Below are 21,847 nucleotides of genomic sequence, written 5' to 3' on the forward strand. Positions count from 1 at the left end.
GACTGCCAGGACAATCTTCATGATTGTCGACCGATCAAGCTGTGCCCGCCGACACTGAGCACCGGCAGAGCCAGCGGCTGCAACAGCGCAAGCTGTTCTTGGAAGAGCCTGATCGAGGTGATGATGCCCTGGGCGTCCAGGCCACGGGCCGCCATCAACTGTTCGGATGCACCATGCTCGATAAATTGATCGTCGAAACCCAACTGCAACACCTGCCGGGGAATGCCCGAAGCCGCCAGATGCTCGAGACACGCCGCCCCGGCGCCACCTTTCACGCAGCCCTCCTCAATCGTCACCAGCAAATCGTGGCTGCATGCCAGCGCCTCTACCAGGTCGATATCCAAAGGTTTGACAAAGCGCATATTGGCGACGCTTGCATCCAGCTCCAAGGCGGCCGCAAGGCTGGGCATCAACATCGAGCCGAAGGCGAGGATGGCGATTCGTTCGCCCTGGCTGCGGCTCGACTGCCGGCGGATTTCGCCCTTGCCCAGAGGCAGGACATTGAGCTCGTTTTTCGCGATGCGGCCAGGGCCCGCGCCACGGGGATAACGCACCGCCACCGGTCCATCCTGGAGCAAGGCGGTGTGCAGCATCTGGCGACACTCGTTCTCGTCCGCCGGAGCCATGATGACCAGATTGGGCACGCAGCGCAGATAGGCGATATCGAACGCCCCGGTATGAGTGGCGCCGTCCGCCCCGACAATCCCGGCCCGGTCGACGGCCAATACCACCGGCAGGTTCTGGATCGCGATATCGTGAATCAGTTGATCGTAGGCGCGCTGCAGAAAGGTCGAGTAGATCGCGACCACCGGTTTCAAGCCTTCGGTCGCCAGACCAGCGGCGAAGGTCAGGGCATGTTGTTCGGCGATCCCGACATCGAAATACCGCTCGGGGAAGCGTCGTTCGAACTCCTCAAGGCCCGAGCCCTCACGCATGGCCGGGGTGATCGCCATGACCCGCGGGTCGCGCTCGGCTTCGTCGCACAGCCAGTGGCCAAACACTTGGGTGTAGCTCTGCTTCCCTGGGAGACCAGGCAGGAGGCCCTGTTCCGGATTGAATTTACCCGGCCCGTGGTAGAGCACCGGATCAATCGCCGCCGGACTGTAGCCGTGCCCCTTCTCGGTGACGATGTGCAGTAATTGCGGGCCTCGCAGGTCCTTGAGCAGTTGCAAGGCCGGGATCAGTTCATCCAGGTCGTGACCGTCGACGGGGCCGGTGTAATTGAAGCCCAGGGCCTGGAACAGGGTCGCCGACACCGTCATATCCGCGCGTTGTGCCTCCAGTCGCCGGCCCCGCTCATCCCGGGGCGACTCATCGCGCAGGATCCGCTTGATGCCACCACCGACCGAGCTCGTGCAGCAATGAGCGGTCAGTTTGCCCAAATAGAGACGCAGCGCCCCGACGGAGGCAGAAATCGACATATCGTTATCGTTGAGAATGACCAGGAACGGCAGATCCGCATGCAGGCCGGCATTATTCATCGCCTCATAGGCCATGCCACCACTCAGGGCACCGTCGCCAATCACCGCAATGCTGTGCCGATGTTCGCCCTTGCTCCGTGCCCCGAGTGCCATGCCTAATGCCGCAGAAATCGAGGTACTGGAATGGGCCGTTCCGAAGCAGTCATACTCGGATTCCTGGCGCCGGGGAAAACCGGATATCCCGCCCCATTGGCGGATGCTGGCCATGGCCTCGCGCCGACCGGTCAATATCTTGTGCGGATAGGATTGATGACCTACATCCCAGACGACCCGGTCATGCGGTGTATCGAACACATAGTGCAGCGCAACAGCCAGCTCCACGCTGCCCAGATTGGCCGACAGGTGCCCGCCGGTTCTGGAAACACTGTGAAGGATAAAAGCGCGCAACTCATCGGCAACCGCACCGAGCGCCCGGGGATGCAAAGCGCGTAAATCGCCGGGGCTGTCGATGGTACTCAGTAGCTCGAACATGTCGGGTTCCCTTTTTCCTGCCTCAGTGCAAGCGTTTGACGATCAAGTCAGCCAGCTCACGTAAATAGAACGCCCGGGCACCGAAGCAGGTCAAAGCGGCATGGGCTTGCTCGTTCAACTGCCAGGCCAGGCGGCGCGAGGGCTCCAGACCAAACACCGAGACATAGGTGGGTTTATGGTCTTGCGCATCCTTGCCGGCGGTTTTTCCCAGCGTTGCCGAGTCCTGGGTGGCATCGAGAATGTCATCGACGATCTGGAATGCCAGGCCTACAGCTGCCGCGTAGCGATCCAGCGCATCGAGATCCGCATCAACCGGCTCGGCACAGAGCGCGCCCATGCGTACCGCCGCACGGATCAGCGCCCCGGTCTTCATCCGGTGCATCAGATTCAGGGCCGGGATATCGATCACGGTGCCGAGGCTGTCCAGATCGAACATCTGTCCGCCACACAAGCCGTCCGGGCCGGCCGCGCGGGCGAGCTCCTCCATCAACAAGACTTGCCGGGCGCAAGAGACCGGTGCGTGCCGCAAGGTCATGAATGCCTGCATCAACAATGCGCTGCCGGTCAGGATGGCGGTGGCCTCGTCGAATTGAATATGTACGCTGGGCCGGCCATGGCGCAGGCTATCGTCGTCCATGGCCGGCAAATCGTCATACACCAGGGAGTTGACATGGACCATTTCCACCGCCGCGCCGACCGTGTCCAAAACCTGTCGATCCGCCCCAAGGGCGACGCCACTGGCCTGGCACAACAATGGGCGCAGCCGTTTTCCTCCACCCAGGGCTGCGTAGCGCATGGCTTCATGCAGCCGGATGGGAGGCGTTGATACACACGGCAATTGAGCATCGAGTTGACGCTCGAGTCGATCCAGCACCGCCAGCCTCCAAAAGCCAAAGGCGAGCTGGGCACCCTCCGTCGCCAACGTGTCGTATGCGCTCTGCATGATGATGAGCCCTAAAGGGCCAGATGGCCGATTGAGGGAATATCGACAGACAGCGCTTGCCAGGCTCGGATACCCGCAAGGGTGTAGGTGTCGAAGATCTTGCGAAACCAGACCGTATATCTATCGGGCGCAGCGGCGATGCACCCGGGAATATCGGACAGCAGCACCCACTCCCAGGCCAGGGCTTCATCGGGATTGGCAATCGGTGAAGTATCGCAGGTCCCCACAAACAGATGGTCGAACTCATGCTCGACCAGATCGTCCGATACCTGTTCTCGATAGAGCAGCGACGCCACCTTCTTCAGCGGACAGCTCAGCCCCATCTCTTCGAACAAACGTCTTTGTGCGGCGGCGTGGATCTGTTCGCCCAGGCGTGGATGCCCGCAACAGGTATTGGTCCACAGGCCTTGGGAGTGATATTTGCCAAGGGCGCGTTGCTGCAACAGCAAACGGCCGTACTCGTCAAAGATAAAGATCGAGAACGCCCGATGTCGCAGGCCTTGTTGATGGATGAACAACTTGTGCGCACTACCGGTTTCGCAATCATCCTCATCCACCAGAATGAGTGTTTCTTCCACGGCTCGGACTCCATAAGGTCTTCACCACTGGACAGAACTGCAGACCAGAATGCGTAGGGAAATTCAGACTTTATTAAACAACGTCGTTTAACTCTAGCCCGTGTCCGGTTGGGCGCAAGCTTAAAAAGGCCTGTTGCCACGCCGTTCGTCTTATGGGCATCGACACTCCAACGTTCGATTACCGAACAGCTTTGTCGTAGCGTACTCATCGATCGAATTGACCAAATTAACCGACTGGTACATTTTATCTCCTGAAAAGCCAACGGCCATCCGTCGAGCTCACAATAACAATGGAGATATCCCGATGCCGCCTATCGTTCTGGTGCTCAACGGCCCGAACCTGAACCTGCTCGGCACCCGCGAGCCGGCAACTTATGGCCACGAAACCCTCGCCGACATCTCGGCACTGTGCGGCCGTGCTGCTGAAGAATTCGGCCTGGCGGTGGAGTTTCGCCAGACCAATCAGGAAAGCGAGTTGCTCGACTGGGTGCATGGCGCACGCGGCCGATGCGCCGGCATCGTCATCAACCCGGCAGCCTGGACCCACACCTCGGTGGCAATCCGCGACGCCCTGGTGGCCAGCGAAGTGCCGGTCATCGAAGTCCACCTGTCCAACGTCCACGCTCGGGAAACCTTTCGCCACCACTCCTTCGTCTCATCGGTCGCCATCGGCGTGATGTGCGGGTTTGGCAGCCATGGTTATCGCATGGCCCTGGAACATTTCAGTCAGCGTTTGAAGGGTTGATGAGCATGTCGAATATCACTGTGCTGGCCGGCCTGATCGGTGCGGGCATCCAGGCGTCTCGCACACCGGCGCTGCATGAGCGTGAAGGCGATGCCCAGGGCATGCGCTACCTCTATCGGCTGATCGACCTCGACGCGCTGAAACTCGACAGCGGCGCCCTGCCCGATTTGCTCAAGGCCGCCGAGCGCATGGACTTCACCGGCCTGAACATTACCTTTCCCTGCAAGCAGGCGATCATCCCATTGCTGGACGAACTGTCACCGGAGGCCCGGGGCATTGGCGCGGTGAATACCGTGGTGCTCAAGAATGGCAAACGCATTGGCCACAACACCGACTGCCTGGGGTTCGCCGAAGGTTTTCGGCGCGGCCTGGGAGATGTGGCGCGCCAGCGCGTGGTCCAGATGGGCGCCGGTGGCGCTGGCGCGGCGGTGGCCCATGCGCTACTGGCAGAAGGCGTGCAGACGCTGAGCATTTTTGACGTCGAAGTCAGCCGTGCCGAGGCCCTGGCTAATAACCTCAACCAACACTTCGGCGCAGGCCGCGCCCGGGCCGGGCATGACTTGGCCAGCGCCATGGCCGATGCCGACGGCCTGGTGAACACCACGCCCATGGGCATGGCAAAACTGCCGGGCATGCCGGTACCGGTCGAGCTGTTGCGGGGCGAGTTGTGGGTCGCGGAAATCGTCTACTTCCCACTGGAAACCGAACTGCTGCGCAACGCCCGTGCCCTCGGCTGCCGCACGCTGGACGGTGGCAACATGGCCGTGTTCCAGGCGGTGAAGGCGTTCGAACTGTTCAGCGGCGTGGCGCCGGATGCACAACGGATGCTGGCGCATTTCCAGAGCATGAATCATTAAGGTCTAGTGATACTCCCACAAGGTTTCCAGAATCAGGCCTGCAAGTATCTCAACACCGACTCACAAACCAACCGCCGATGCCGCTGCTTGACCGCTTCATCCGACAGGTCGATCTGAAAGATCTCGCCGAACGTCTGGCGGTTGGACACACGGTAAAAGCAGAAAGAACTGATAAGCAAGTGCACGTCCAGGGGTTGGAGATCAGGACGGAACACGCCCTCTTCAGCACCGCGCCGCAGGATCACGCCCAGGGAATCGAGGATGGTATTGGTCATCGCCTTGATCGCGCCTGACTGCTTCACGTATTCGGCGTTGTGGATGTTCTCGATGCAGACAATGCGCACGAAATCCACATTACGGTCATGGTGGTCGAAGGTGAACTCCACCAGGCGCCGGATCGCGTCGACCGGGGCCAGCTCGGCCAGGTGCAGACGACTCTCGGTGGTGCGGATATCCCCGTAGAGTTTTTCCAGCACCTCGACGTACAACTGCTCCTTGCTGCCGAAGTAATAGTAGATCATGCGCTTGGAGGTGTGGATGCGCTCGGCGATGGCGTCGACCCGGGCGCCAGCCAGGCCTTGCTGGACGAACTCGACGATGGCTTCCTGAAGAATGTTCTCCCGGGTCTTCTCCGGGTTGTTCTTGCGACTCTTGCGCGGCGTGGCGACGGGTTCGTCGAGCGCTGCGGAAAGCTCTGGATTCATAGTCATTGCGGGGCTCACGGCCATCACTGCACAGGCTGGCGATTATGGGCCGCACCGTGCAGTGAAGGAAGCCACGGCATTGCCCTTTACCGCCGCATTTACGATTTCCCTACAACTTGGCGTGCCGCAAGCCACCGCTGCGGGACTTGGCCATGGCCGCCAGGCGCACCGCAACGTTGGCCGCGCCGTAACCGGCATAACCGTTCTTGCGTTGGATGATTTCAAAGAAAAACCGCCCCTCGAACGGCTCGGTGTAGACGTGAAACAGCTCGCCACCCTGGGCGTCGCGGTCGTACAGCACGTTGAAATACGCCAGCTCGCTGAGAAACTCATCATCGAAATCGAACCGCGCCGCCAGGTCGTCGTAGTAGTTGAGCGGGATGTCCAGCAACGGCACACCAGCTTCCTTGGCACGGCTGACCTGGGCGAAGATGTCGTCGCAGTCGAAAGCGATGTGATGCACCCCCGAACCGCGATAACTCGACAGTGCGTGTGAGATCGCGGTATTGCGGTTCTCGGAAATGTTCAGCGGCAAGCGGATCGAACTGCAGCGGCTACGCAACGCACGGCTTTTTACCAGGCCATAAGGGTCGGGCAAGACGACTTCGTCATCGGCCTCGAAATCCAGCAGGCTCTTGTAGAACAGCACCCAACTGTCGAGGCTGTCGGCCGGCAGCGCCATTGCCATGTGGTCGATGCGCTTGAGTCCGGCGCCAATCACGGCACCGGGCTGCAAGTTGAAATCGGTGCCGTAAACGTCGGCTTCCTGATCCACCAGGTAGATCAGGCTGCCGTCCGGGGCACGCACCGCCGCCAGTTCCAGTTCGTTGGGGCCCACCAACCCGCGATAAGGCTGACCCTTGTAGGCCACCGCCCGTTCCAGGGCACTGGCGCTGTTTTTCACCCGCACGGCAGTGGCGCACAACGACGGTCCGTGGGCTTCGAAAAAGCTGTGGGCGAAGGAATACGGCTCAGTGTTGAGGATCAGGTTGATATCGCCCTGGCGCAGCAGGCTCACATTCTTGGAGCGATGCTGACCGGCCTTGACGAAGCCCAGCCGCTCCAGCCAATGGGACAGTTTGGCGCCGAGGTTATCGTCCACAGCAAACTCGAGAAACTCGATGCCGTTGTATTCACTCGCCGGCGGTGTGGCGAAAAGGATATCGGCATTGCCGGTGGACGGCGCTTCTTCGGCCAGGCGCTGGCGGGTCTTTTCTTCCAGGTACAGCAGCGAGCGCAGACCGTCGGCGGCATTGGCCCGTGGCGGCGCGGCGCGGAAGCCGTCGTTGAAGATTTCCAGGGACAACGGCCCGGTGTAGCCGCTCTTGATGATCGGCGCCAGGAAGCCAGGCAAATCGAATTCACCCTGCCCGGGGAAGCAGCGGAAATGCCGACTCCACTCCAGCACATCCATCGCCAGGATCGGCGCGTCGGCCATTTGTACGAAGAAAATTTTCTCGCCGGGGATCTCGGCAATCGCACTCGGATCGCCCTTGAGGGACAAGGTGTGGAAGCTGTCGAGCAACACGCCGAGGCTGGGGTGATCGGCCTGGCGCACGATGTTCCAGACCTGTTGATACGTATTGACGTGCCGCCCCCAGGCCAGCGCTTCGTAACCGATACGCAAGCCACGCGCACCGGCGCGTTCGGCGAGCAAGCGCAGGTCATCGACCAGGATCTGTTCATCACCGACGCTGTCGGCCGAGGCGTTGCTGCACACCAGCACCAGATCGGTGCCCAGCTCCTGCATCAGGTCGAACTTGCGCTCGGCGCGCTCCAGGTTGCGCGCCAGGCGATCGCGGCGGCAGCCTTCGAAGTCACGAAACGGTTGGAACAAGGTGATGGCAATGCCCAGATCGGCGCACATCTGCCTGATTTCCCGAGGGCTGCCATCGTAATAGAGAAGGTCGTTCTCGAAGATTTCCACCCCGTCAAAACCGGCGGCGGCAATGGCTTCGAGTTTTTCCGGCAAGGTACCGCTCAAGGACACGGTGGCAATGGAACGCTGCATGACTTCGGCTCCCGGGACAGGCATCGGCTACAAAAGGTGCGCCGCTTTTTAAAGAGTCAGCCGATTATTGAGCTGCCGGTTTCTTTCAGCAATTTAATATGTACCATCCAGTTAGTTTTTTGGGCGATTATCGAACAAAATGCCGATTGCCGAATTGACGATTTTTTGCTCACTGCGCACCATCGCTCCCACATTGACGCAGGCCCTGGCCGCCGGCATCAATGGACAGACCCAGACCAACCATAAGAATTTCAAAAACGGGTACCCGCTATGATTCCTTCCCAAAGCTCCCGCCTGGCCCCCGGCCTGGGTGTCTCGACCAGTGGCATCGGTGACAAGATCCGCGGCGCCATGGCCGTAGGCAAGACCCGTTGGGGCATGCTCGCCCTGGTGTTTTTTGCCACCACCCTGAACTACATCGACCGCGCCGCCCTGGGCGTGATGCAGCCGATTCTTGCCAAGGAGATGAGCTGGACGGCGATGGATTACGCCAACATCAACTTCTGGTTCCAGGTCGGTTATGCCGTCGGCTTCGTGTTGCAAGGGCGGCTGATCGACCGGATCGGCGTCAAGCGCGTGTTCTTCTGCGCCGTGCTGCTCTGGAGCCTGGCGACCGGCGCCCACGGCCTGGCCACCTCGGCGGTGGGCTTCATGGTCTGCCGCTTTATCCTGGGCCTGACCGAAGCTGCCAACTACCCGGCCTGCGTGAAGACCACGCGGCTGTGGTTCCCGGCCGGTGAACGGGCGGTGGCCACTGGCATTTTCAACGCTGGGACCAACGTCGGCGCGATGTTCACCCCGATGCTGCTGCCGCTGGTCCTGCACGTATGGGGCTGGCAGGCCGCGTTCCTGTGCATGGCCGCGCTGGGCGGGATCTGGCTACTGTTCTGGGGCCTGAAATACTTCAACCCGGAAGATCATCCCCGCGTCAAACAGTCGGAACTGGACTACATCCAGGCCCAGGACGAGCCAGACCAGGTCCGCGTGCCCTTCTCCCGGATCCTGCGCATGCGTGGTACCTGGGCGTTCGCCCTGGCCTACTCGATCACCGCACCGGTGTTCTGGTTCTACCTGTATTGGTTGCCGCCGTTCCTGAACCAGCAATACAACCTGGGCATCAACGTGACCCAGATGGGTATTCCGTTGATCATCATCTACCTCACCGCCGACTTCGGCAGCGTGGGCGGCGGCATCCTGTCTTCGTTCCTGATCGGTCGCGGCCTCAATCCGATCAAGGCGCGACTGGTGTCCATGCTGCTGTTCGCCTGCTGCATCATCGGCGTGATCATGGCGGCCGGCGCAAGCAACCTGTGGATGGCGGTGTTTGCCATTTCCCTGGCCATCGGCGCGCACCAGGCCTGGACTGCCAACATCTGGAGCCTGGTGATGGACTACACGCCCAAGCACATGATGAGCACGGTGTTCGGCTTCGGCGGCATGTGCGCGGCCATCGGCGGGATGTTCATGACCCAACTGGTGGGCCACATCCTGACGATCACCAATAACAACTACACCGTGCTGTTCACGCTGATTCCGGCGATGTACTTCATTGCCCTGACCTGGCTGTACTTCATGGCGCCGCGCAAGGTGCCGACGCTGGAAAACTGATACCGGTCAGCCCAGAGTTATTCATCCCACTGTGGGAGCAAGGCTTGCCCGGGCAAGCCCTCTCCCACATTTGATAGATGGCGTTAGTGGCATTTGGTCATGGGGGTGCGCTGATTTTCCTGTTGACCGGTTTGCTAACCCGCGTACAGCTGCGACGGCGGAGGGTCTGGCGTTGCATCAAGTCATATCCAGCCCAGTGAAGTAATGTTCGAGTCGGTAACGTGGCGAATGACGTGCCCAGTCGTAATGCCCTCTCATTTTCGACCGCATTGCCGCCAGGAAGCGCAGCAACTGAGGGCTAGCACCGTGGCGCGCGGCGGCCTCCAGGGTGAGGTACTGTTCAATCAATTGATTATGCAATTGTGCTGTTCTCTCCAGCGCTTCCTGCGCCCGCGCGCCCTCATGCTCGATGAGCACTGCAGGAAAGTTGAGGGCTATTACCCGCGGTTCATCTCGCTCTTTGGGAAACGAAAAAATATCATTGCACAGCGCAGTAATGAGGGTAACGAGCGCGTTGAGTTCGCGAATGTCAATTCGGTGATACTCCATTGGAGGCACTTCGTAGCCTGCTGCGACGTCTTGTAAAGCCAGGCCGAAAGGCGTTGCAGTCGTGAAGCGTCTTCCCACGAGATATTCCGTTGCACTTGGTGTGCAGCGGAGCGAATGCCAACCGGCCTCCCATATCAATCCAAAAAAATAATAGGTCGCTGCCTCAACGCATCGCATGTATTGGGGCGGCGAGCAGCACGCTTCCATCCTTTGCCAAATATTCGCGGTTGCCGATCCAAGCGCCTGGCAAAGGTGAACTTGCTCAATGGTGCAATTTTCGATTATCAGCGCGCCGAGCGCGTCATGCTGGGTTGAACTCGAGCGATCCATAATCTCCCGTACCCATAGAAAAAATCGGCTCAGATGAGCAGGACTTTGGCCAAACATACCGGTATCTCCAACCATGTCATCCAGCGCAAATAACCAGCCGAAAATATCGGTTATCAACTGCAATCCGTCATCGGTCGCAGTTGGGTATTCACGGCTGGTGAATTCGCCAAAACGACCGAATTGAATGGCACGCGCGAGGTCCGGGTCCGCCAGCAACCCAAATCCCACCATCCAGCGAACCATGCCGTCTTCCACCTGGCTCGATCGGGGATGAATCTCTGCGACGAAGGGGTAGTTCAATCGCGGGAGCATCAGCTTGTTCATCGTATTCATGACAAGTACGCCTGAAAACAGTGAGTTTATGCGCCAAACCGTCGCTGTCTTTGCAGATAGCTATTGATGGCTGCATCAAAGTCGTCCTTACCGAACTCTGGCCAGCAAACGGACGAAAAATGAAATTCAGAATACGTACTCTGCCAAGGCATGAACCCTGATAGGCGATGTTCACCAGATGTGCGAATGATCAGGTCAGGGTCTGGCTTTCCAGCGCTGTAAAGGTGAGTGTTTATATCTTCTAGACTCAAGGTCTCGGCCAACTGCGCAAGCGATCCAGCAGCCATACTCTCGAGCAAGATACTCTTGAACGCGGAGACAATTTCATCTCGACCATTGTATGCAATAGCGATGTCTACATACATTCCGCTTCCAATCCGCGCAGTGCCCTGTGCCTTTTCGATGGCTTGAATAACTGAGGTAGGCAATTTACAAAGCTGACCGACGAAGCTCAGGCGCCAGCGGCCAATAGCAGCCAACGCATGAATTACATCGACAATCACACCCAGCAACGCGGCAACCTCTTTCGGGTCACGCTTGAGATTTTCCAATGATAGGGGCCATAGAGTAACTCGGGGTATACGGCAAGCATCGCACCAGTTAAGAAGCTCAACAACGGTCCTCCCTCCCTGACGATACCCTTCGACCACTGGCAAAGCGCGTCTCTCTGCCCAGCGCCGATTACCATCCAGGATCACAGCGAGATGCTGTAAAGGAGGATGGCTGTAGTTCGATAACTCACTAGACGCCGCAGCATGATTTCCGAACATGAATGATGCTCTCTTTGGATCCCCTAGGTAAACGGCCGGATTAGATTACCCAACTAGGAAACGAGCCCTGTCGCCGAATGGTGTGGGTTGAAAGCAACTCTGACTACTGTAGAAAATAACAGTTTTTTATAAAACTTTTTCAAGAAACACAACTGACTTATATCAAAATAATATTTCCGGCATAACATTAGTAATGCAGCGACCCGTTAGAGCTTTTCGTATCCACCTCAATCACCAAACAATCTAAAACTGTAATCACCAACTAATGAGTGACACTTGGCACTTATAAATTAATCATTGGATATCTGCACCCTGGACAAAAAACGCCCGGATATCATTTTAACTCCAACGTAAGTTACCTATCACAGAAATCACAATCGATCCCCCACAGTCCGCGTTAGCTCCGCCGCTGTTGCCACGCCGCCGCCAGCCCACTCAAGCAAATCAGAGCGATACCCACCACCGTGGTCAGTGTCGGCGTGTGGTTGAACAGCAACCAGCCCAGCAACCCGGCAAACACGATCTGGCAGTACCCGAACGGCGCGAGCAGCGCCGGGGCGGCAAAGCGGAAGGCCTGGGTCAGCATCAGGTGCGCCGTCATCCCGCAGGCCCCCAGCGCCAGCATCATCGCCCCGTGCAACAGGCTCGGCACCTGCCAGAAGAACGGCACCAGTGCACTCATCACCAACGTATTGCACAGGCCGGCGAAGAAGTTGCTGGTGGTCGGGCTGTCGATCTCACTGAGCTTGCGCGTGAGCAACTGGTAGAAGCAGAAAAACAGCGCCGAACAGAACGGCAACAACACCGCCGGCGTAAACAGATCCCCGCCCGGATGGACGATGATCAACACCCCGATAAAACCGAAGATCACAGCGATCCATTGGCCACGCGTCACATGCTCGCCCAACAATGGCACCGACAGCGCGGTGACCAGCACCGGGGCCAGGAAGTTGACCGCGGTCGCCTCGGCCAACGGGATATACATCAGGGCCGTGGTGAAGAACAGGCTGGTCCCCAGCAGGCACAGGGCCCGGGCCAGTTGCCACAGAGGACGCTTGGTCCGCAGGACCCGCAGCCCCGAGCGCGGCAGGAAAATACCTGCCATCAGTAACGTATGCACCACGTATCGGGCCCACACCACCATGATGATCGGATAGAAACCCGAGAGATATTTCGACAGTGCGTCATGGCTGGAGAACAGGAACGTCGCACAGAGAATAAGCAGGATGCCCTTGAAGGCCTGATTGACGCCGGAAAGCGGGGTGCTGACGGTCATGTAGGAATCCTGCGTTGCGTGTGTAGGGAAGAACCAATATCTGCGACCGTGGATTCAGCTGAACAACTCCGAGGCCTGGCTGGCTTGCGACAACTCCGAGGCAAACGCCAGCAAGGTCGGTGCCAGCTCATGCAACCGCGCTCGAGTCATCCGTGCGCTGGGCCCGGCAACACTCAGCACACCTATGACCCGGCCATCCAATGGATGACGGACCACAGCGGCAATGGCCGACGTGCCGATCGCCGAGCTTTCCTCGACACAGGCATAGCCTTGCTCACGAGCCTGGTGCAAGTACTGGAGCAGTTCAGCCTTGCTGCGTGGCGCGTTCGGCCCGGCGTCCGCCGGCATTTGCACGGCCTGGCGCGCCACCAGCGCCAACGCCTCGGCATCACTCATGCACGCCAGCCAGGCATGGCCCGACGCGGTATAGAACAACGGCGTCTCACGCCCCATGTCCGGGTCGTAGCGCAAGCCGGAACGGGCCCCCTGAGACTTGGCGATCCAGGTCTGGCACTCCCCTTCGATGACACCCAGGCGCACCAGTTCACCCGTTTCCCGTGCCAGGCGATCGAGCACTGGCTGCACGATGTCGGCACCGCTTCGCGACAGATAGCGAAAACCCATGGCAACCAGGCGGGTCGACAAGTGATAACGCAGGTTCTCGGGGTTCTGGCGCACATAGCCCAGGCGCATCAGTTCGGCGAGCAAACGATGGGTGGCACTCTTGGGGATCTGCAACTGTTCGGCCAAGCCGAGCAGCGGCCACCCGCGAGGATCGCTGGCGAGGCTTTCCAGCACATTGAAAACCCGTTCGATTTGACTGCCGGCCATGAGAGATCCAGATGTAATGTTCGCAAGTTCCAGAATATGCAAAGTGTAATTCAAATTCTGGAACCGGTGAGCCATTCATTCATGCCCTGATGAACCAAACCCCGCGATGATTGCCTGAAAGCTCAGGCGCCACGCGCATCCTGACGCCCCAAAAGCTAGACTCACCGCAACGGCAGTACAGTGACACTCCGGTCAATCAGAGGAACGCCCACATGTTATGGAAAAAAGGTCGCCGCAGTGACAACGTGGTGGACGCTCGCGGTGACGGTGGGGGCGGTGGCGGGATGCGCTTCGGCGGCGGCAAGGGCTTGAGCCTGACGGCCATCATTCTGATCGTCGGCATTGGCTGGATCACCGGCCAGGATCCGATGCAGATTCTCGGACAACTGGCCGGGCAGATGGACCAGACCTCTGCGCCCACCTCCTCACAAACCCGCCAGGCGCCACCGGCCAACGATGAACAGGCCGAATTCGTGCGCTCGATCCTCGGCGACACCGAAGACACCTGGGGCCAGGTCTTCCAGCAAGCCGGACGCCAATACCAACAACCGAAACTGGTGTTGTTCAGCGGTCGGGTCAACTCGGCCTGCGGTCTCGCCTCTTCGGCGACCGGTCCGTTCTATTGCCCGGCCGATCGCCAGGTTTACCTGGACATGAGCTTCTTCAAGGAAATGTCCCAACGCTTCGCTGCCGCCGGGGACTTCGCCCAGGCCTACGTCATCGCCCACGAAGTCGGACACCATGTGCAGACCCTGCTCGGCGTGTCGGCGAAAATCCAGGAAGCCCGACAACAAGGTCGGCAGATGGAAGGTGATGGAGGCTTATTGGTACGTCAGGAGTTGCAAGCCGACTGCCTGGCCGGCGTGTGGGCCAACCATGCGCAAAAACGCCTGAACTGGCTGGAGCCGGGGGACATCGAGGAGGCCTTGAACGCCGCCAATGCCATCGGTGATGACCGCTTGCAGCAACAAGGCCAGGGCCGCGTGGTACCGGACTCCTTCACCCATGGCACTTCGGCACAACGAGTGCGCTGGTTCAAGACCGGCTTCGCCCAGGGCCAGGTCAGCCAGTGCGACACGTTCGCGGCGAAAAACCTGTAGATGAAGTGGGGAGCATTGATCGGGCTGGTGCTGTGCTGCGCCGTGGCCCAGGCCGAGGAACACAGCGTCAAGGTGGTCGCCCAAGGGCGCCTGCAACTCAAAGGCGGCGCCATGGCCGTCGCCGTGAGCCCGCCCCCGGCGTCTATCCAGCGTGTGCTGATCATCCTCCACGGTCGGCTGCGCAATGCCGACACCTATCTGCACAGCGCCGAAAAGGCTGCCGGGCAGGCCGGGCAACTGGGCACCACCCTGATCATCGCCCCGCAGTTCCTCAATGAGCAGGACGTGGCTCGCCACACGCTACCCAATGACGTCCTGCGCTGGCACGGCAACGACTGGATGGCCGGAGGCCTGTCCACAGGGCCCAATCCGGTCAGTTCCTACCAGGTTCTGGACGACATCGTTGCGCGCGTCAGTGACCGGCAGCAGTTTCCCGAAGTGAAAGAAATCGTCATCGCCGGCCATTCCGGCGGCGCCCAGGTCGTGCAGCGTTATGCCCTGCTCGCCCACGGTCAATATCGGATAGAGCCACGCTTTGTCATCGCCAACCCGTCGTCCTATGCCTACTTCGATGCCCAACGCCCCATGGCTTTCGACCCTGCCAGTTGCCCTGGCTTCAACCACTGGAAATATGGCCTGCAGAACTTGCCCGCCTACGCGGCGGGGCAAATGCCCGCGCAACTGGAAGATAACTACGTCAAGCGCGACATCGTTTATCTGCTCGGGCAACTGGACGTCGACCCGGAGCATCCGGCGCTGGATAAGGGCTGCGAAGCGCAGACCCAGGGGCCGTATCGGTTACTGCGCGGGCATTTCTTTTTCGACTACCTGACCCGGCGTCATCCCGAGGGGTTGAACCAGCGGCTGATCGAAGTGCCGGGGGTGGGGCATAACGGGGATGGGATGCTGACTTCGCCTGAGGGGTTGAGGGTGTTGTTTGGTCAGTGAGTTTTTAGCGAATGCCAGAACCTCATCGCGAGCAGGCTCGCTCCCACAGTAGATCTGGTGTGGACACAAATTTTGCGATCAACAGAAATCCCCTTGTGGGAGCAAGCCTGCTCGCGATAACGATCGATCAGACAATACAACCCTCAAGCCAAAAGCATCCGCCGCAACTCGACACAATCGCGCGCATGCCAATCCGTCAGCTTCGGCCATGGATTGTCCGGCAGGTTCACCAGCACTGTCCGCGCCCCAGCAGCACGCCCGCAGTCCAGGTCGAAACGGTAGTCACCGACCATCACCATCGTCTCAGGTGCCACGTTCCAGGCCTCGGCCAGTTTCAACAGGCCACCGGGATGAGGCTTGGGCGGTGCTTCGTCGCGGCCCAGCACATCTTCCACGGCGAAACAGTCCGCCAGGCCGATGGCTTCAAGGGTCACGTGGGCCAGCTCGCGGGCGTTGCGGGTCAGGATCCCCAGGCGAACGCCACGCGCCGCCAGTTCGCGCACCAACTCGACCGCCCCCGGTGCGGGCTTGGAGCCCAACGCCAGGTCCCGTTCGTGCTCCAGCAGCCAGGCATGCTTGGCCGCGGCTTCATCGGCCGGCAACGCCGCCAGGTGGGTGAGGATGTCATCTTCGGCCGGAATCGCCAGGGCCACGCGGATCGCCGCGAAATCATGCACGGCGATGGTCAGCGTGCCGTCCATGTCGAATACCCAGTGTCGAACGTCGGCCAGGCTCATGCCCAGTCCTTGCGGTGGCGGATCAAGCCTTCCTGGGTCACCGAGGCCACCAGTTGCCCGGCGCGATTGAACACGCTACCACGGGAAAACCCGCGGGAATTGCCAGCCCACGGGCTGTCCATCGCGTAGAGCAACCAGTCATCGGCGCGCAGGTCGGCGTGGAACCACAAGGCGTGGTCGAGGCTGGCGACCTGCATATCCTTGTGCCACACCGATTTGCCGTGGGGCAGCAGCGAAGTGGTCAACAGGCCGAAGTCCGAGGCGTAGGCCAGCAGGTATTTGTGCAACGCTGGCGAATCGGCCAGGGCGCCATCGGCGCGGAACCACACGTACTTGATCGGATCGGCCGGTTGCGGGTTGTAAGGGTCTTTTTCGGTGACCGGGCGCACCTCGATCGGCTTGGGGCACAGCAGTTTTTCGCGCATGTGCTCAGGCAACAGGTGCGCGCGCTGCTGGGTCAGCTCCAACTCGGACGGCAGGTTCTCCGGCCCGACGACTTGCGGCATGCTGCTCTGGTGCTCAAAGCCCTGTTCGTCATACTGGAACGACGCACTGCAGGTGAAAATCGGGTTGCCCTTCTGGATCGCCGTCACCCGGCGGGTGCTGAAACTGCCGCCATCACGCACCCGGTCCACCTGGTAGACCACCGGCAGTGCGGCATCACCCGGACGCAGGAAATAACCGTGCATTGAGTGCACATGACGCGCCTCCTCCACGGTCTGGCTGGCCGCCGACAACGACTGACCCAGCACTTGGCCACCGAACAACTGACGGAACCCCAGGTCCTGGCTGCGACCGCGAAACAGGTTCTCTTCGATCGGTTCCAGGGTCAGCAGGTCGACCAGATCTTCCAACACGTGGCTCATTCAGACTTTCCTCACACAGCGCAACACCGCGCAGTCTGCGCTGCGGCGGTGGATCGATTGTTGGCCCGAGCCATTGTGGCGGGCATTGTAAACGTCCGTGTCGGCTAACCGTGCAGGGTCTGTAGCCACTGTTCACGGTTGATGCGATAGAGCACATGGTGACGCAATGGATCCGCGACCGCGAGCTTTGGGTGTTCGAAGTCGTCAGCCGGGTCGTGCTGCATGCCAATGGCCTGCATGACCTTTTGCGACGGCAGGTTATCCACAGCGGTGAACGCCACCACTTCGTCCAGCAACAACTGGTCGAAGGCACAGCGCAGTGCGGTCCACGCCGCCTCGCTGGCATAGCCCAGCCCCCAGTGCTCCCGCGCCAGACGCCAGCCGATCTCGATGGCCGGTGTGAACGGCGCGTCGAACCCGACCACACCGAGCCCGGTAAAGCCAATGAAGGCCCCGGTGTCCTTGCGCTCCAGGGCCCACAAACCAAAACCATGCTCGGCGAAATGCCCACGCACGCGACCGATCAGGGCGGCGCTTTCCAGGCGGCTCAAGGGCGCGGGGAAATAACGCATCACCTGTGGGTCTGCGCACATGGCGGCAAATTCCGGCAAGTCCTCGTCACGCCACTGCCGCAACAGCAGCCGTGCGCTTTCCAGTTCCAGTATCGGCTCCATCTTCACTCCCCTTCCATGCCCCAGAGTCTACAACGCTGGTAGGATCCGTCACATAATCACCACTGAAAACACCATGCCGCTGCCACTGATCTATCACGAAGACTACAGTCCCGAATTCCCGGCGGAACATCGTTTCCCCATGGATAAGTTTCGCCTGCTGCGCGATCACCTGGTCGACAGCGGCCTGACCCGCAACGCCGACCTGCTGCGCCCGTCGCTGTGTCCGCCGGACATTCTCGCCCTGGCCCACGACCGTGCCTATATCGAACGCTACATGGGCGGCGAGTTGTCCCGCGAAGACCAACGGCGACTCGGCCTGCCCTGGAGCGAAGCCCTGGCCCGCCGTACGGTACGCGCCGTGGGTGGTTCGCTCCTGGCCGCCGAACAGGCCCTTGAGCACGGTCTGGCCTGTCACTTGGCCGGCGGCACCCATCACGCCCATTACGACCACCCGGCCGGGTTCTGCATTTTCAACGACCTGGCAGTGATCAGTCGCTATTTCCTGGCCAGCGGTCGGGTCTCGCGGGTGCTGATTTTCGATTGCGATGTACATCAGGGCGACGGCACCGCTCGAATACTCCATGACACCCCCGATGCCGTGACAGTTTCCTTGCACTGCGAAAAGAATTTCCCCGCACGCAAGGCCCAAAGCGACTGGGACATCCCCCTGCCCATGGGCATGGGCGACGCTGCTTACCTGAACGTGGTGGACGATGCGCTCAACTACTTGCTGCCGCTCTACCAGCCCGACCTGGTGCTGTATGACGCCGGCGTCGATGTCCACAAGGACGACGCCCTCGGTTACCTGAAGCTGACCGACGAAGGCCTCGCCGCCCGGGACGAGAGGGTCATGCGCCATTGCCTGGGGCGCGACATCCCGGTGGTCGGCGTGATCGGCGGCGGCTACAGCAAGGACCGCCAGGCCCTGGCCCGTCGCCATGGGATCCTGCACCACAGCGCACAAAAGGTCTGGGCGTCATCAGGTTGTCATTGAACGCTGGGCGCGTTACCCACAATGCCTGTGGGCCGGCCTGTGGATAACCTGAGCGAAACGGCCTACAGGCTGTGTTGACTATAGCTTGCGCAGTCCTGGTTGTTTTTTGATCAGCTCTCAAGAGCACCTACCTACTGCTGTGGGAGCGGGCTTGCTCGCGAATGCGGTGCGCCAGTCGATATTTATGTCACTGACACACCGCATTGGCGAGCAAGCCCGCTCCCACAGGGATCTGTGCTGGTAGAATGCCCCGCCTATTCCAGCCCCCACAGTTCAAATCATGACCTCGACCGCCAAGCCTTCCACACCGAACATCGCCATCATCGGCGGCGGCCCCGCCGGCCTGATGGCGGCCGAGGTGTTGAGCCAGGTCGGGGTCCAGGTCGACCTGTACGACGGCATGCCATCGGTGGGCAGGAAATTCCTGCTGGCTGGCGTTGGCGGCATGAACATCACCCACTCCGAAGCCTTCCAGGCCTTCCTGTCCCGCTATGGCGAACGCGCGCCGAACCTCGCGCCGCTGCTGCGGGCATTCGGTGCGGATGAGTTGTGCACATGGATTCACGGGTTGGGCATCGACACCTTCGTCGGCAGCTCCGGCCGAGTGTTTCCTACCGACATGAAAGCCGCCCCGCTGTTGCGCGCCTGGCTCAAGCGCCTGCGTGATGCCGGCGTGGTGATCCACACCCGTCATCGCTGGCTCGGCTGGAACCCCGATGGCAGTTTGCGAATAGCCAGTCCGGAAGGTGAGAAAACACTACGCCCCGACGCGACACTGCTGGCACTGGGCGGCGGCAGCTGGTCACGCCTGGGCTCTGACGGCGCCTGGATGCAGGCGCTGGAACAGCACGGCGTGGCCCTGGCACCGTTGCAACCGAGCAACTGCGGATTCGAGGTCGAGGCCTGGAGCGACCTGATGATCAGCAAATTCGCTGGCGCCCCGCTGAAGAACATCGCCATCGGCCTGAACGACGATGTGCCGCGCCTCGGCGAATGCGTGATCACCACCACGGGCATCGAAGGCAGCTTGATCTATGCGTTGTCGGCAGCGATTCGCAAAGCGATCAACCAACACGGCAGCGCAACGCTTCATCTGGACCTGCTGCCAGGGCGACCTGTGGACAAAATCCAGCAAGCCCTGAGCAAGCCTCGCGGTTCACGCTCGATGGCCAAGCACCTGCACAGTCAGTTGGGCATCGATGGGGTCAAGGCGGCGCTGTTGCGCGAGCTCACACCCGCCGATTGTTTCGCTGACCCGGCGCGGCTGGCCCAGGCGATCAAGGCCTTGCCGGTCACCCTGGTAAAGACCCGGCCTTTGGACGAAGCCATCAGCAGCGCCGGTGGCGTGGCGTTCGAAGCCCTGGATGAACGCCTGATGCTCAAGCAAATGCCTGGCGTGTTCTGCGCTGGGGAAATGCTCGATTGGGAAGCGCCGACCGGCGGCTACCTGCTCACGGCGTGCTTTGCCAGCGGCCGGGCGTCGGGGTTGGGCATGGTGGAGTGGTTACAGCGCCTGGATTGAAGATCGAGGCGCGGCCATCGCGAGCAGGCTCGCTCCCACAGTGATCGCATTCTTTCTGAAAGAACTCGGTCGAATGTGGGAGCGAGCCTGCTCGCGAAAGTGGTTTATCAGATAGAGCAGATCATCAAGGCTTACGCTTACGCGGCCCGGTATTGAACACCGGCACTTTTCGCACAGGCTTGACCGAGGGTTCCACAGGCGAGGAATCGCCGCTGTCCACCCACTTGCCCAGGTTGCGCTTGCCACCACCGCCCGAGGCCTTTGGTTTCTTCGGCTTTTTCGGTTTCTTGATGACCTGGCCACTGGCATCAGTGTCCGGCACCCGATGCTCAGGCTCGAAGTCCTGCTCCATCTGCCGGGGCAATGTCTGACGGGTCAGCATCTCGATGGCCGACAGCAGATTCACTTCATCGGCGCAGACCAAAGAAATCGCCTGCCCCGTAGCGCCCGCCCGACCGGTACGACCGATACGGTGGATGTAGTCTTCGGCGACGATCGGCTGGTCGAAGTTCACCACCAACGGCAAATCCTCGATATCCAGGCCACGGGCGGCGACATCGGTGGCCACCAGGATCTGCACTTCGCTGGCCTTGAAGCGGTCCAGGGCACGCTGGCGGGTGGCCTGGGGCTTGTCACCGTGGATGCCGTCGGCGTTGACGCCCAGGCCCTGGAGTTTTTCCACCAGCGCATCGACGCCGTTGCGCGTCTTGGCAAAGACCAGCACCTGCTTCCACTTGTTCTTGCGCATCAGGTGCACGAACAATTCCGGCTTGCGCTTCTTGTCCACCGTCACCACCCATTGCTTGACGGTGTTGGCGGCCACGTTGCGCGGACTCACTTCAATGCTCAGCGGATCGTTGAGCATCTGCCCGGCCAGCAAGCGGATCGCATCGGAAAAGGTTGCCGAGAACAACAGGGTCTGGCGCTTCTTCGGCAGGGCCTTGTAGATATTCGCCAGTTCTTCGGAGAAGCCCAGGTCGAGCATACGGTCGGCTTCGTCCAGCACCAGGGTCTGCAACTGGTTGAACTTCAGCGCGTTCTGGCGGAACAAGTCGAGCAAGCGGCCCGGCGTGGCGACCAGCAGGTCGACGCCTTTGCGCAGCTTCATCATCTGCGGGTTGATGCTGACGCCGCCGTACACAGCGTAAGTGCTCAGCGGCAAGTTTTGCGCGTACTGACGCACGCTTTCATGGACCTGTTCGGCCAGCTCGCGGGTCGGCACCAGGATCAACGCCCGCACCGAGTTGGCCGCGACTTTCGGTCCCTCGGTGGTCAGCAGTTGCAACAGCGGCACGGCGAAACCGGCGGTCTTGCCGGTACCGGTCTGGGCGGCGGCCATCAAGTCGCGACCGGCCAGCACTGCCGGCATGGCTTGGGCCTGCACCGGAGTCGGGGTCTGGTAACCAAGCGTCTCGAGGGCGCGCAGCAAGGGTTCGATCAGGCCAAGGGTGGCGAAAGTCATGGAAATACCGTAGGAAAAATCAGCGCAAGGTGTGCAATGCGCGGCAGTTTACCCTAA

20 protein-coding genes are annotated in these 21,847 nt (G+C 60.5%); 7 read left to right on the plus strand and 13 right to left on the minus strand.

Features of this window, described 5'->3' with window-relative positions; genetic code table 11:
• Positions 1-17: 17 nt before the first annotated feature.
• The 3 genes from dxs to idi are packed head-to-tail and all read right to left on the minus strand — an operon-like array spanning position 18 to position 3,473.
• A complete protein-coding gene (dxs, locus tag DTP52_RS27795) occupies positions 18-1,952 on the minus strand; it encodes a 1-deoxy-D-xylulose-5-phosphate synthase (protein ID WP_109756236.1) in 1,935 nt (644 codons plus the stop codon).
• 22 nt (positions 1,953-1,974) lie between these two features.
• The gene (locus DTP52_RS27800) at positions 1,975-2,895 is read right to left on the minus strand and encodes a polyprenyl synthetase family protein (RefSeq protein ID WP_109756237.1); all 921 of its coding nucleotides are present in this window, start codon (positions 2,893-2,895) and stop codon (positions 1,975-1,977) included.
• 11 nt (positions 2,896-2,906) lie between these two features.
• Positions 2,907-3,473 carry an isopentenyl-diphosphate Delta-isomerase gene (gene idi / locus DTP52_RS27805; protein WP_109756238.1) on the minus strand — a complete coding sequence of 189 codons (567 nt, stop codon included), beginning with the start codon at positions 3,471-3,473 and terminating at the stop codon, positions 2,907-2,909.
• Positions 3,474-3,777: 304 nt separating this feature from the next.
• Between idi and aroQ the strand changes: the two genes are divergently transcribed.
• A complete protein-coding gene (gene aroQ, locus DTP52_RS27810) occupies positions 3,778-4,218 on the plus strand; it encodes a type II 3-dehydroquinate dehydratase (RefSeq protein ID WP_109756239.1) in 441 nt (146 codons plus the stop codon).
• A 5-nt stretch (positions 4,219-4,223) separates the two neighbouring features.
• The gene (locus tag DTP52_RS27815) at positions 4,224-5,075 is read left to right on the plus strand and encodes a shikimate dehydrogenase (RefSeq protein ID WP_370873694.1); all 852 of its coding nucleotides are present in this window, start codon (positions 4,224-4,226) and stop codon (positions 5,073-5,075) included.
• Positions 5,076-5,107: 32 nt separating this feature from the next.
• Here the strand turns inward: DTP52_RS27815 and DTP52_RS27820 are convergent, their stop codons facing one another.
• Both DTP52_RS27820 and quiC read right to left on the minus strand, forming a co-directional pair.
• Positions 5,108-5,785, minus strand: a complete 678-nt coding sequence (locus tag DTP52_RS27820; protein ID WP_109756241.1) for a TetR/AcrR family transcriptional regulator — start codon at positions 5,783-5,785, stop codon at positions 5,108-5,110.
• 103 nt (positions 5,786-5,888) lie between these two features.
• Entirely contained in the window at positions 5,889-7,790 is a 1,902-nt protein-coding gene (quiC, locus tag DTP52_RS27825; RefSeq protein ID WP_109756242.1) for a 3-dehydroshikimate dehydratase QuiC, read from the minus strand.
• A 270-nt stretch (positions 7,791-8,060) separates the two neighbouring features.
• Here quiC and DTP52_RS27830 point away from each other — a divergent pair, with 270 nt between their 5' ends.
• Positions 8,061-9,398 carry an MFS transporter gene (locus DTP52_RS27830; RefSeq protein WP_109756243.1) on the plus strand — a complete coding sequence of 446 codons (1,338 nt, stop codon included), beginning with the start codon at positions 8,061-8,063 and terminating at the stop codon, positions 9,396-9,398.
• Positions 9,399-9,575: 177 nt separating this feature from the next.
• Here the strand turns inward: DTP52_RS27830 and DTP52_RS27835 are convergent, their stop codons facing one another.
• The 4 genes from DTP52_RS27835 to DTP52_RS27850 all read right to left on the minus strand — a co-directional run bounded on the left by DTP52_RS27835 (position 9,576) and on the right by DTP52_RS27850 (position 13,487).
• A complete protein-coding gene (locus DTP52_RS27835; protein ID WP_109756244.1) occupies positions 9,576-10,610 on the minus strand; it encodes a hypothetical protein in 1,035 nt (344 codons plus the stop codon).
• Positions 10,611-10,636: 26 nt separating this feature from the next.
• Positions 10,637-11,380 (minus strand): polyprenyl diphosphate synthase, encoded by a 744-nt coding sequence (uppS, locus tag DTP52_RS27840; protein WP_109756245.1) that lies wholly within the window; start codon positions 11,378-11,380, stop codon positions 10,637-10,639.
• Positions 11,381-11,777: 397 nt separating this feature from the next.
• A complete protein-coding gene (locus DTP52_RS27845; RefSeq protein ID WP_109756246.1) occupies positions 11,778-12,656 on the minus strand; it encodes a DMT family transporter in 879 nt (292 codons plus the stop codon).
• Positions 12,657-12,710: 54 nt separating this feature from the next.
• The gene (locus DTP52_RS27850; RefSeq protein ID WP_109756247.1) at positions 12,711-13,487 is read right to left on the minus strand and encodes an IclR family transcriptional regulator; all 777 of its coding nucleotides are present in this window, start codon (positions 13,485-13,487) and stop codon (positions 12,711-12,713) included.
• A 212-nt stretch (positions 13,488-13,699) separates the two neighbouring features.
• Between DTP52_RS27850 and DTP52_RS27855 the strand changes: the two genes are divergently transcribed.
• Positions 13,700-14,587 (plus strand): neutral zinc metallopeptidase, encoded by an 888-nt coding sequence (locus tag DTP52_RS27855; RefSeq protein ID WP_109756248.1) that lies wholly within the window; start codon positions 13,700-13,702, stop codon positions 14,585-14,587.
• On the plus strand, positions 14,588-15,535 hold the full coding sequence (locus DTP52_RS27860; protein ID WP_109756249.1) for an alpha/beta hydrolase: 948 nt from the start codon (positions 14,588-14,590) through the stop codon (positions 15,533-15,535).
• Between the two features lie 143 nt (positions 15,536-15,678).
• Here the strand turns inward: DTP52_RS27860 and DTP52_RS27865 are convergent, their stop codons facing one another.
• From DTP52_RS27865 to DTP52_RS27875, 3 genes are all read right to left on the minus strand, one after another.
• Positions 15,679-16,272, minus strand: coding sequence for an HAD family hydrolase (locus DTP52_RS27865; RefSeq protein ID WP_109756250.1), 594 nt, complete (start codon positions 16,270-16,272; stop codon positions 15,679-15,681).
• Positions 16,269-17,138, minus strand: coding sequence for an acyl-CoA thioesterase II (gene tesB, locus DTP52_RS27870; RefSeq protein ID WP_003185696.1), 870 nt, complete (start codon positions 17,136-17,138; stop codon positions 16,269-16,271). The genes DTP52_RS27865 and tesB overlap by 4 nt, the downstream gene beginning before the upstream one ends.
• Positions 17,139-17,242: 104 nt before the next feature.
• A complete protein-coding gene (locus DTP52_RS27875) occupies positions 17,243-17,812 on the minus strand; it encodes a GNAT family N-acetyltransferase (protein WP_109756251.1) in 570 nt (189 codons plus the stop codon).
• A 73-nt stretch (positions 17,813-17,885) separates the two neighbouring features.
• Here DTP52_RS27875 and DTP52_RS27880 point away from each other — a divergent pair, with 73 nt between their 5' ends.
• On the plus strand, positions 17,886-18,806 hold the full coding sequence (locus tag DTP52_RS27880) for a histone deacetylase (RefSeq protein WP_109756252.1): 921 nt from the start codon (positions 17,886-17,888) through the stop codon (positions 18,804-18,806).
• Between the two features lie 280 nt (positions 18,807-19,086).
• Complete coding sequence (locus DTP52_RS27885; protein ID WP_109756253.1) at positions 19,087-20,328, plus strand: TIGR03862 family flavoprotein; 1,242 nt, start codon at positions 19,087-19,089, stop codon at positions 20,326-20,328.
• A 124-nt stretch (positions 20,329-20,452) separates the two neighbouring features.
• On the opposite strand, the gene DTP52_RS27890 is transcribed toward DTP52_RS27885, so the two are convergent.
• The gene (locus DTP52_RS27890; protein ID WP_109756254.1) at positions 20,453-21,790 is read right to left on the minus strand and encodes a DEAD/DEAH box helicase; all 1,338 of its coding nucleotides are present in this window, start codon (positions 21,788-21,790) and stop codon (positions 20,453-20,455) included.
• Positions 21,791-21,847 lie beyond the last annotated feature (57 nt).

It is taken from the genome of Pseudomonas sp. 43mfcvi1.1 (assembly GCF_900115935.1).
Taxonomy (GTDB): Bacteria; Pseudomonadota; Gammaproteobacteria; order Pseudomonadales; family Pseudomonadaceae; genus Aquipseudomonas; species Aquipseudomonas bijieensis.

Excerpts from the sequence above, each read along its gene's own strand:
- tesB (WP_003185696.1), bottom strand. The coding sequence starts at position 17,138 with ATGAGCCACGTGTTGGAAGATCTGGTCGACCTGCTGACCCTGGAACCG.
- DTP52_RS27890 (WP_109756254.1), bottom strand. The coding sequence starts at position 21,790 with ATGACTTTCGCCACCCTTGGCCTGATCGAACCCTTGCTGCGCGCCCTC.
- DTP52_RS27860 (WP_109756249.1), top strand. The coding sequence starts at position 14,588 with ATGAAGTGGGGAGCATTGATCGGGCTGGTGCTGTGCTGCGCCGTGGCC.
- DTP52_RS27850 (WP_109756247.1), bottom strand. The coding sequence starts at position 13,487 with ATGGCCGGCAGTCAAATCGAACGGGTTTTCAATGTGCTGGAAAGCCTC.
- DTP52_RS27855 (WP_109756248.1), top strand. The coding sequence starts at position 13,700 with ATGTTATGGAAAAAAGGTCGCCGCAGTGACAACGTGGTGGACGCTCGC.
- DTP52_RS27835 (WP_109756244.1), bottom strand. The coding sequence starts at position 10,610 with ATGAATACGATGAACAAGCTGATGCTCCCGCGATTGAACTACCCCTTC.
- DTP52_RS27815 (WP_370873694.1), top strand. The coding sequence starts at position 4,224 with ATGTCGAATATCACTGTGCTGGCCGGCCTGATCGGTGCGGGCATCCAG.
- aroQ (WP_109756239.1), top strand. The coding sequence starts at position 3,778 with ATGCCGCCTATCGTTCTGGTGCTCAACGGCCCGAACCTGAACCTGCTC.
- DTP52_RS27830 (WP_109756243.1), top strand. The coding sequence starts at position 8,061 with ATGATTCCTTCCCAAAGCTCCCGCCTGGCCCCCGGCCTGGGTGTCTCG.
- quiC (WP_109756242.1), bottom strand. The coding sequence starts at position 7,790 with ATGCAGCGTTCCATTGCCACCGTGTCCTTGAGCGGTACCTTGCCGGAA.
- dxs (WP_109756236.1), bottom strand. The coding sequence starts at position 1,952 with ATGTTCGAGCTACTGAGTACCATCGACAGCCCCGGCGATTTACGCGCT.
- DTP52_RS27820 (WP_109756241.1), bottom strand. The coding sequence starts at position 5,785 with ATGACTATGAATCCAGAGCTTTCCGCAGCGCTCGACGAACCCGTCGCC.
- DTP52_RS27875 (WP_109756251.1), bottom strand. The coding sequence starts at position 17,812 with ATGGAGCCGATACTGGAACTGGAAAGCGCACGGCTGCTGTTGCGGCAG.
- DTP52_RS27800 (WP_109756237.1), bottom strand. The coding sequence starts at position 2,895 with ATGCAGAGCGCATACGACACGTTGGCGACGGAGGGTGCCCAGCTCGCC.
- DTP52_RS27880 (WP_109756252.1), top strand. The coding sequence starts at position 17,886 with ATGCCGCTGCCACTGATCTATCACGAAGACTACAGTCCCGAATTCCCG.
- DTP52_RS27845 (WP_109756246.1), bottom strand. The coding sequence starts at position 12,656 with ATGACCGTCAGCACCCCGCTTTCCGGCGTCAATCAGGCCTTCAAGGGC.
- DTP52_RS27885 (WP_109756253.1), top strand. The coding sequence starts at position 19,087 with ATGACCTCGACCGCCAAGCCTTCCACACCGAACATCGCCATCATCGGC.
- uppS (WP_109756245.1), bottom strand. The coding sequence starts at position 11,380 with ATGTTCGGAAATCATGCTGCGGCGTCTAGTGAGTTATCGAACTACAGC.
- DTP52_RS27865 (WP_109756250.1), bottom strand. The coding sequence starts at position 16,272 with ATGAGCCTGGCCGACGTTCGACACTGGGTATTCGACATGGACGGCACG.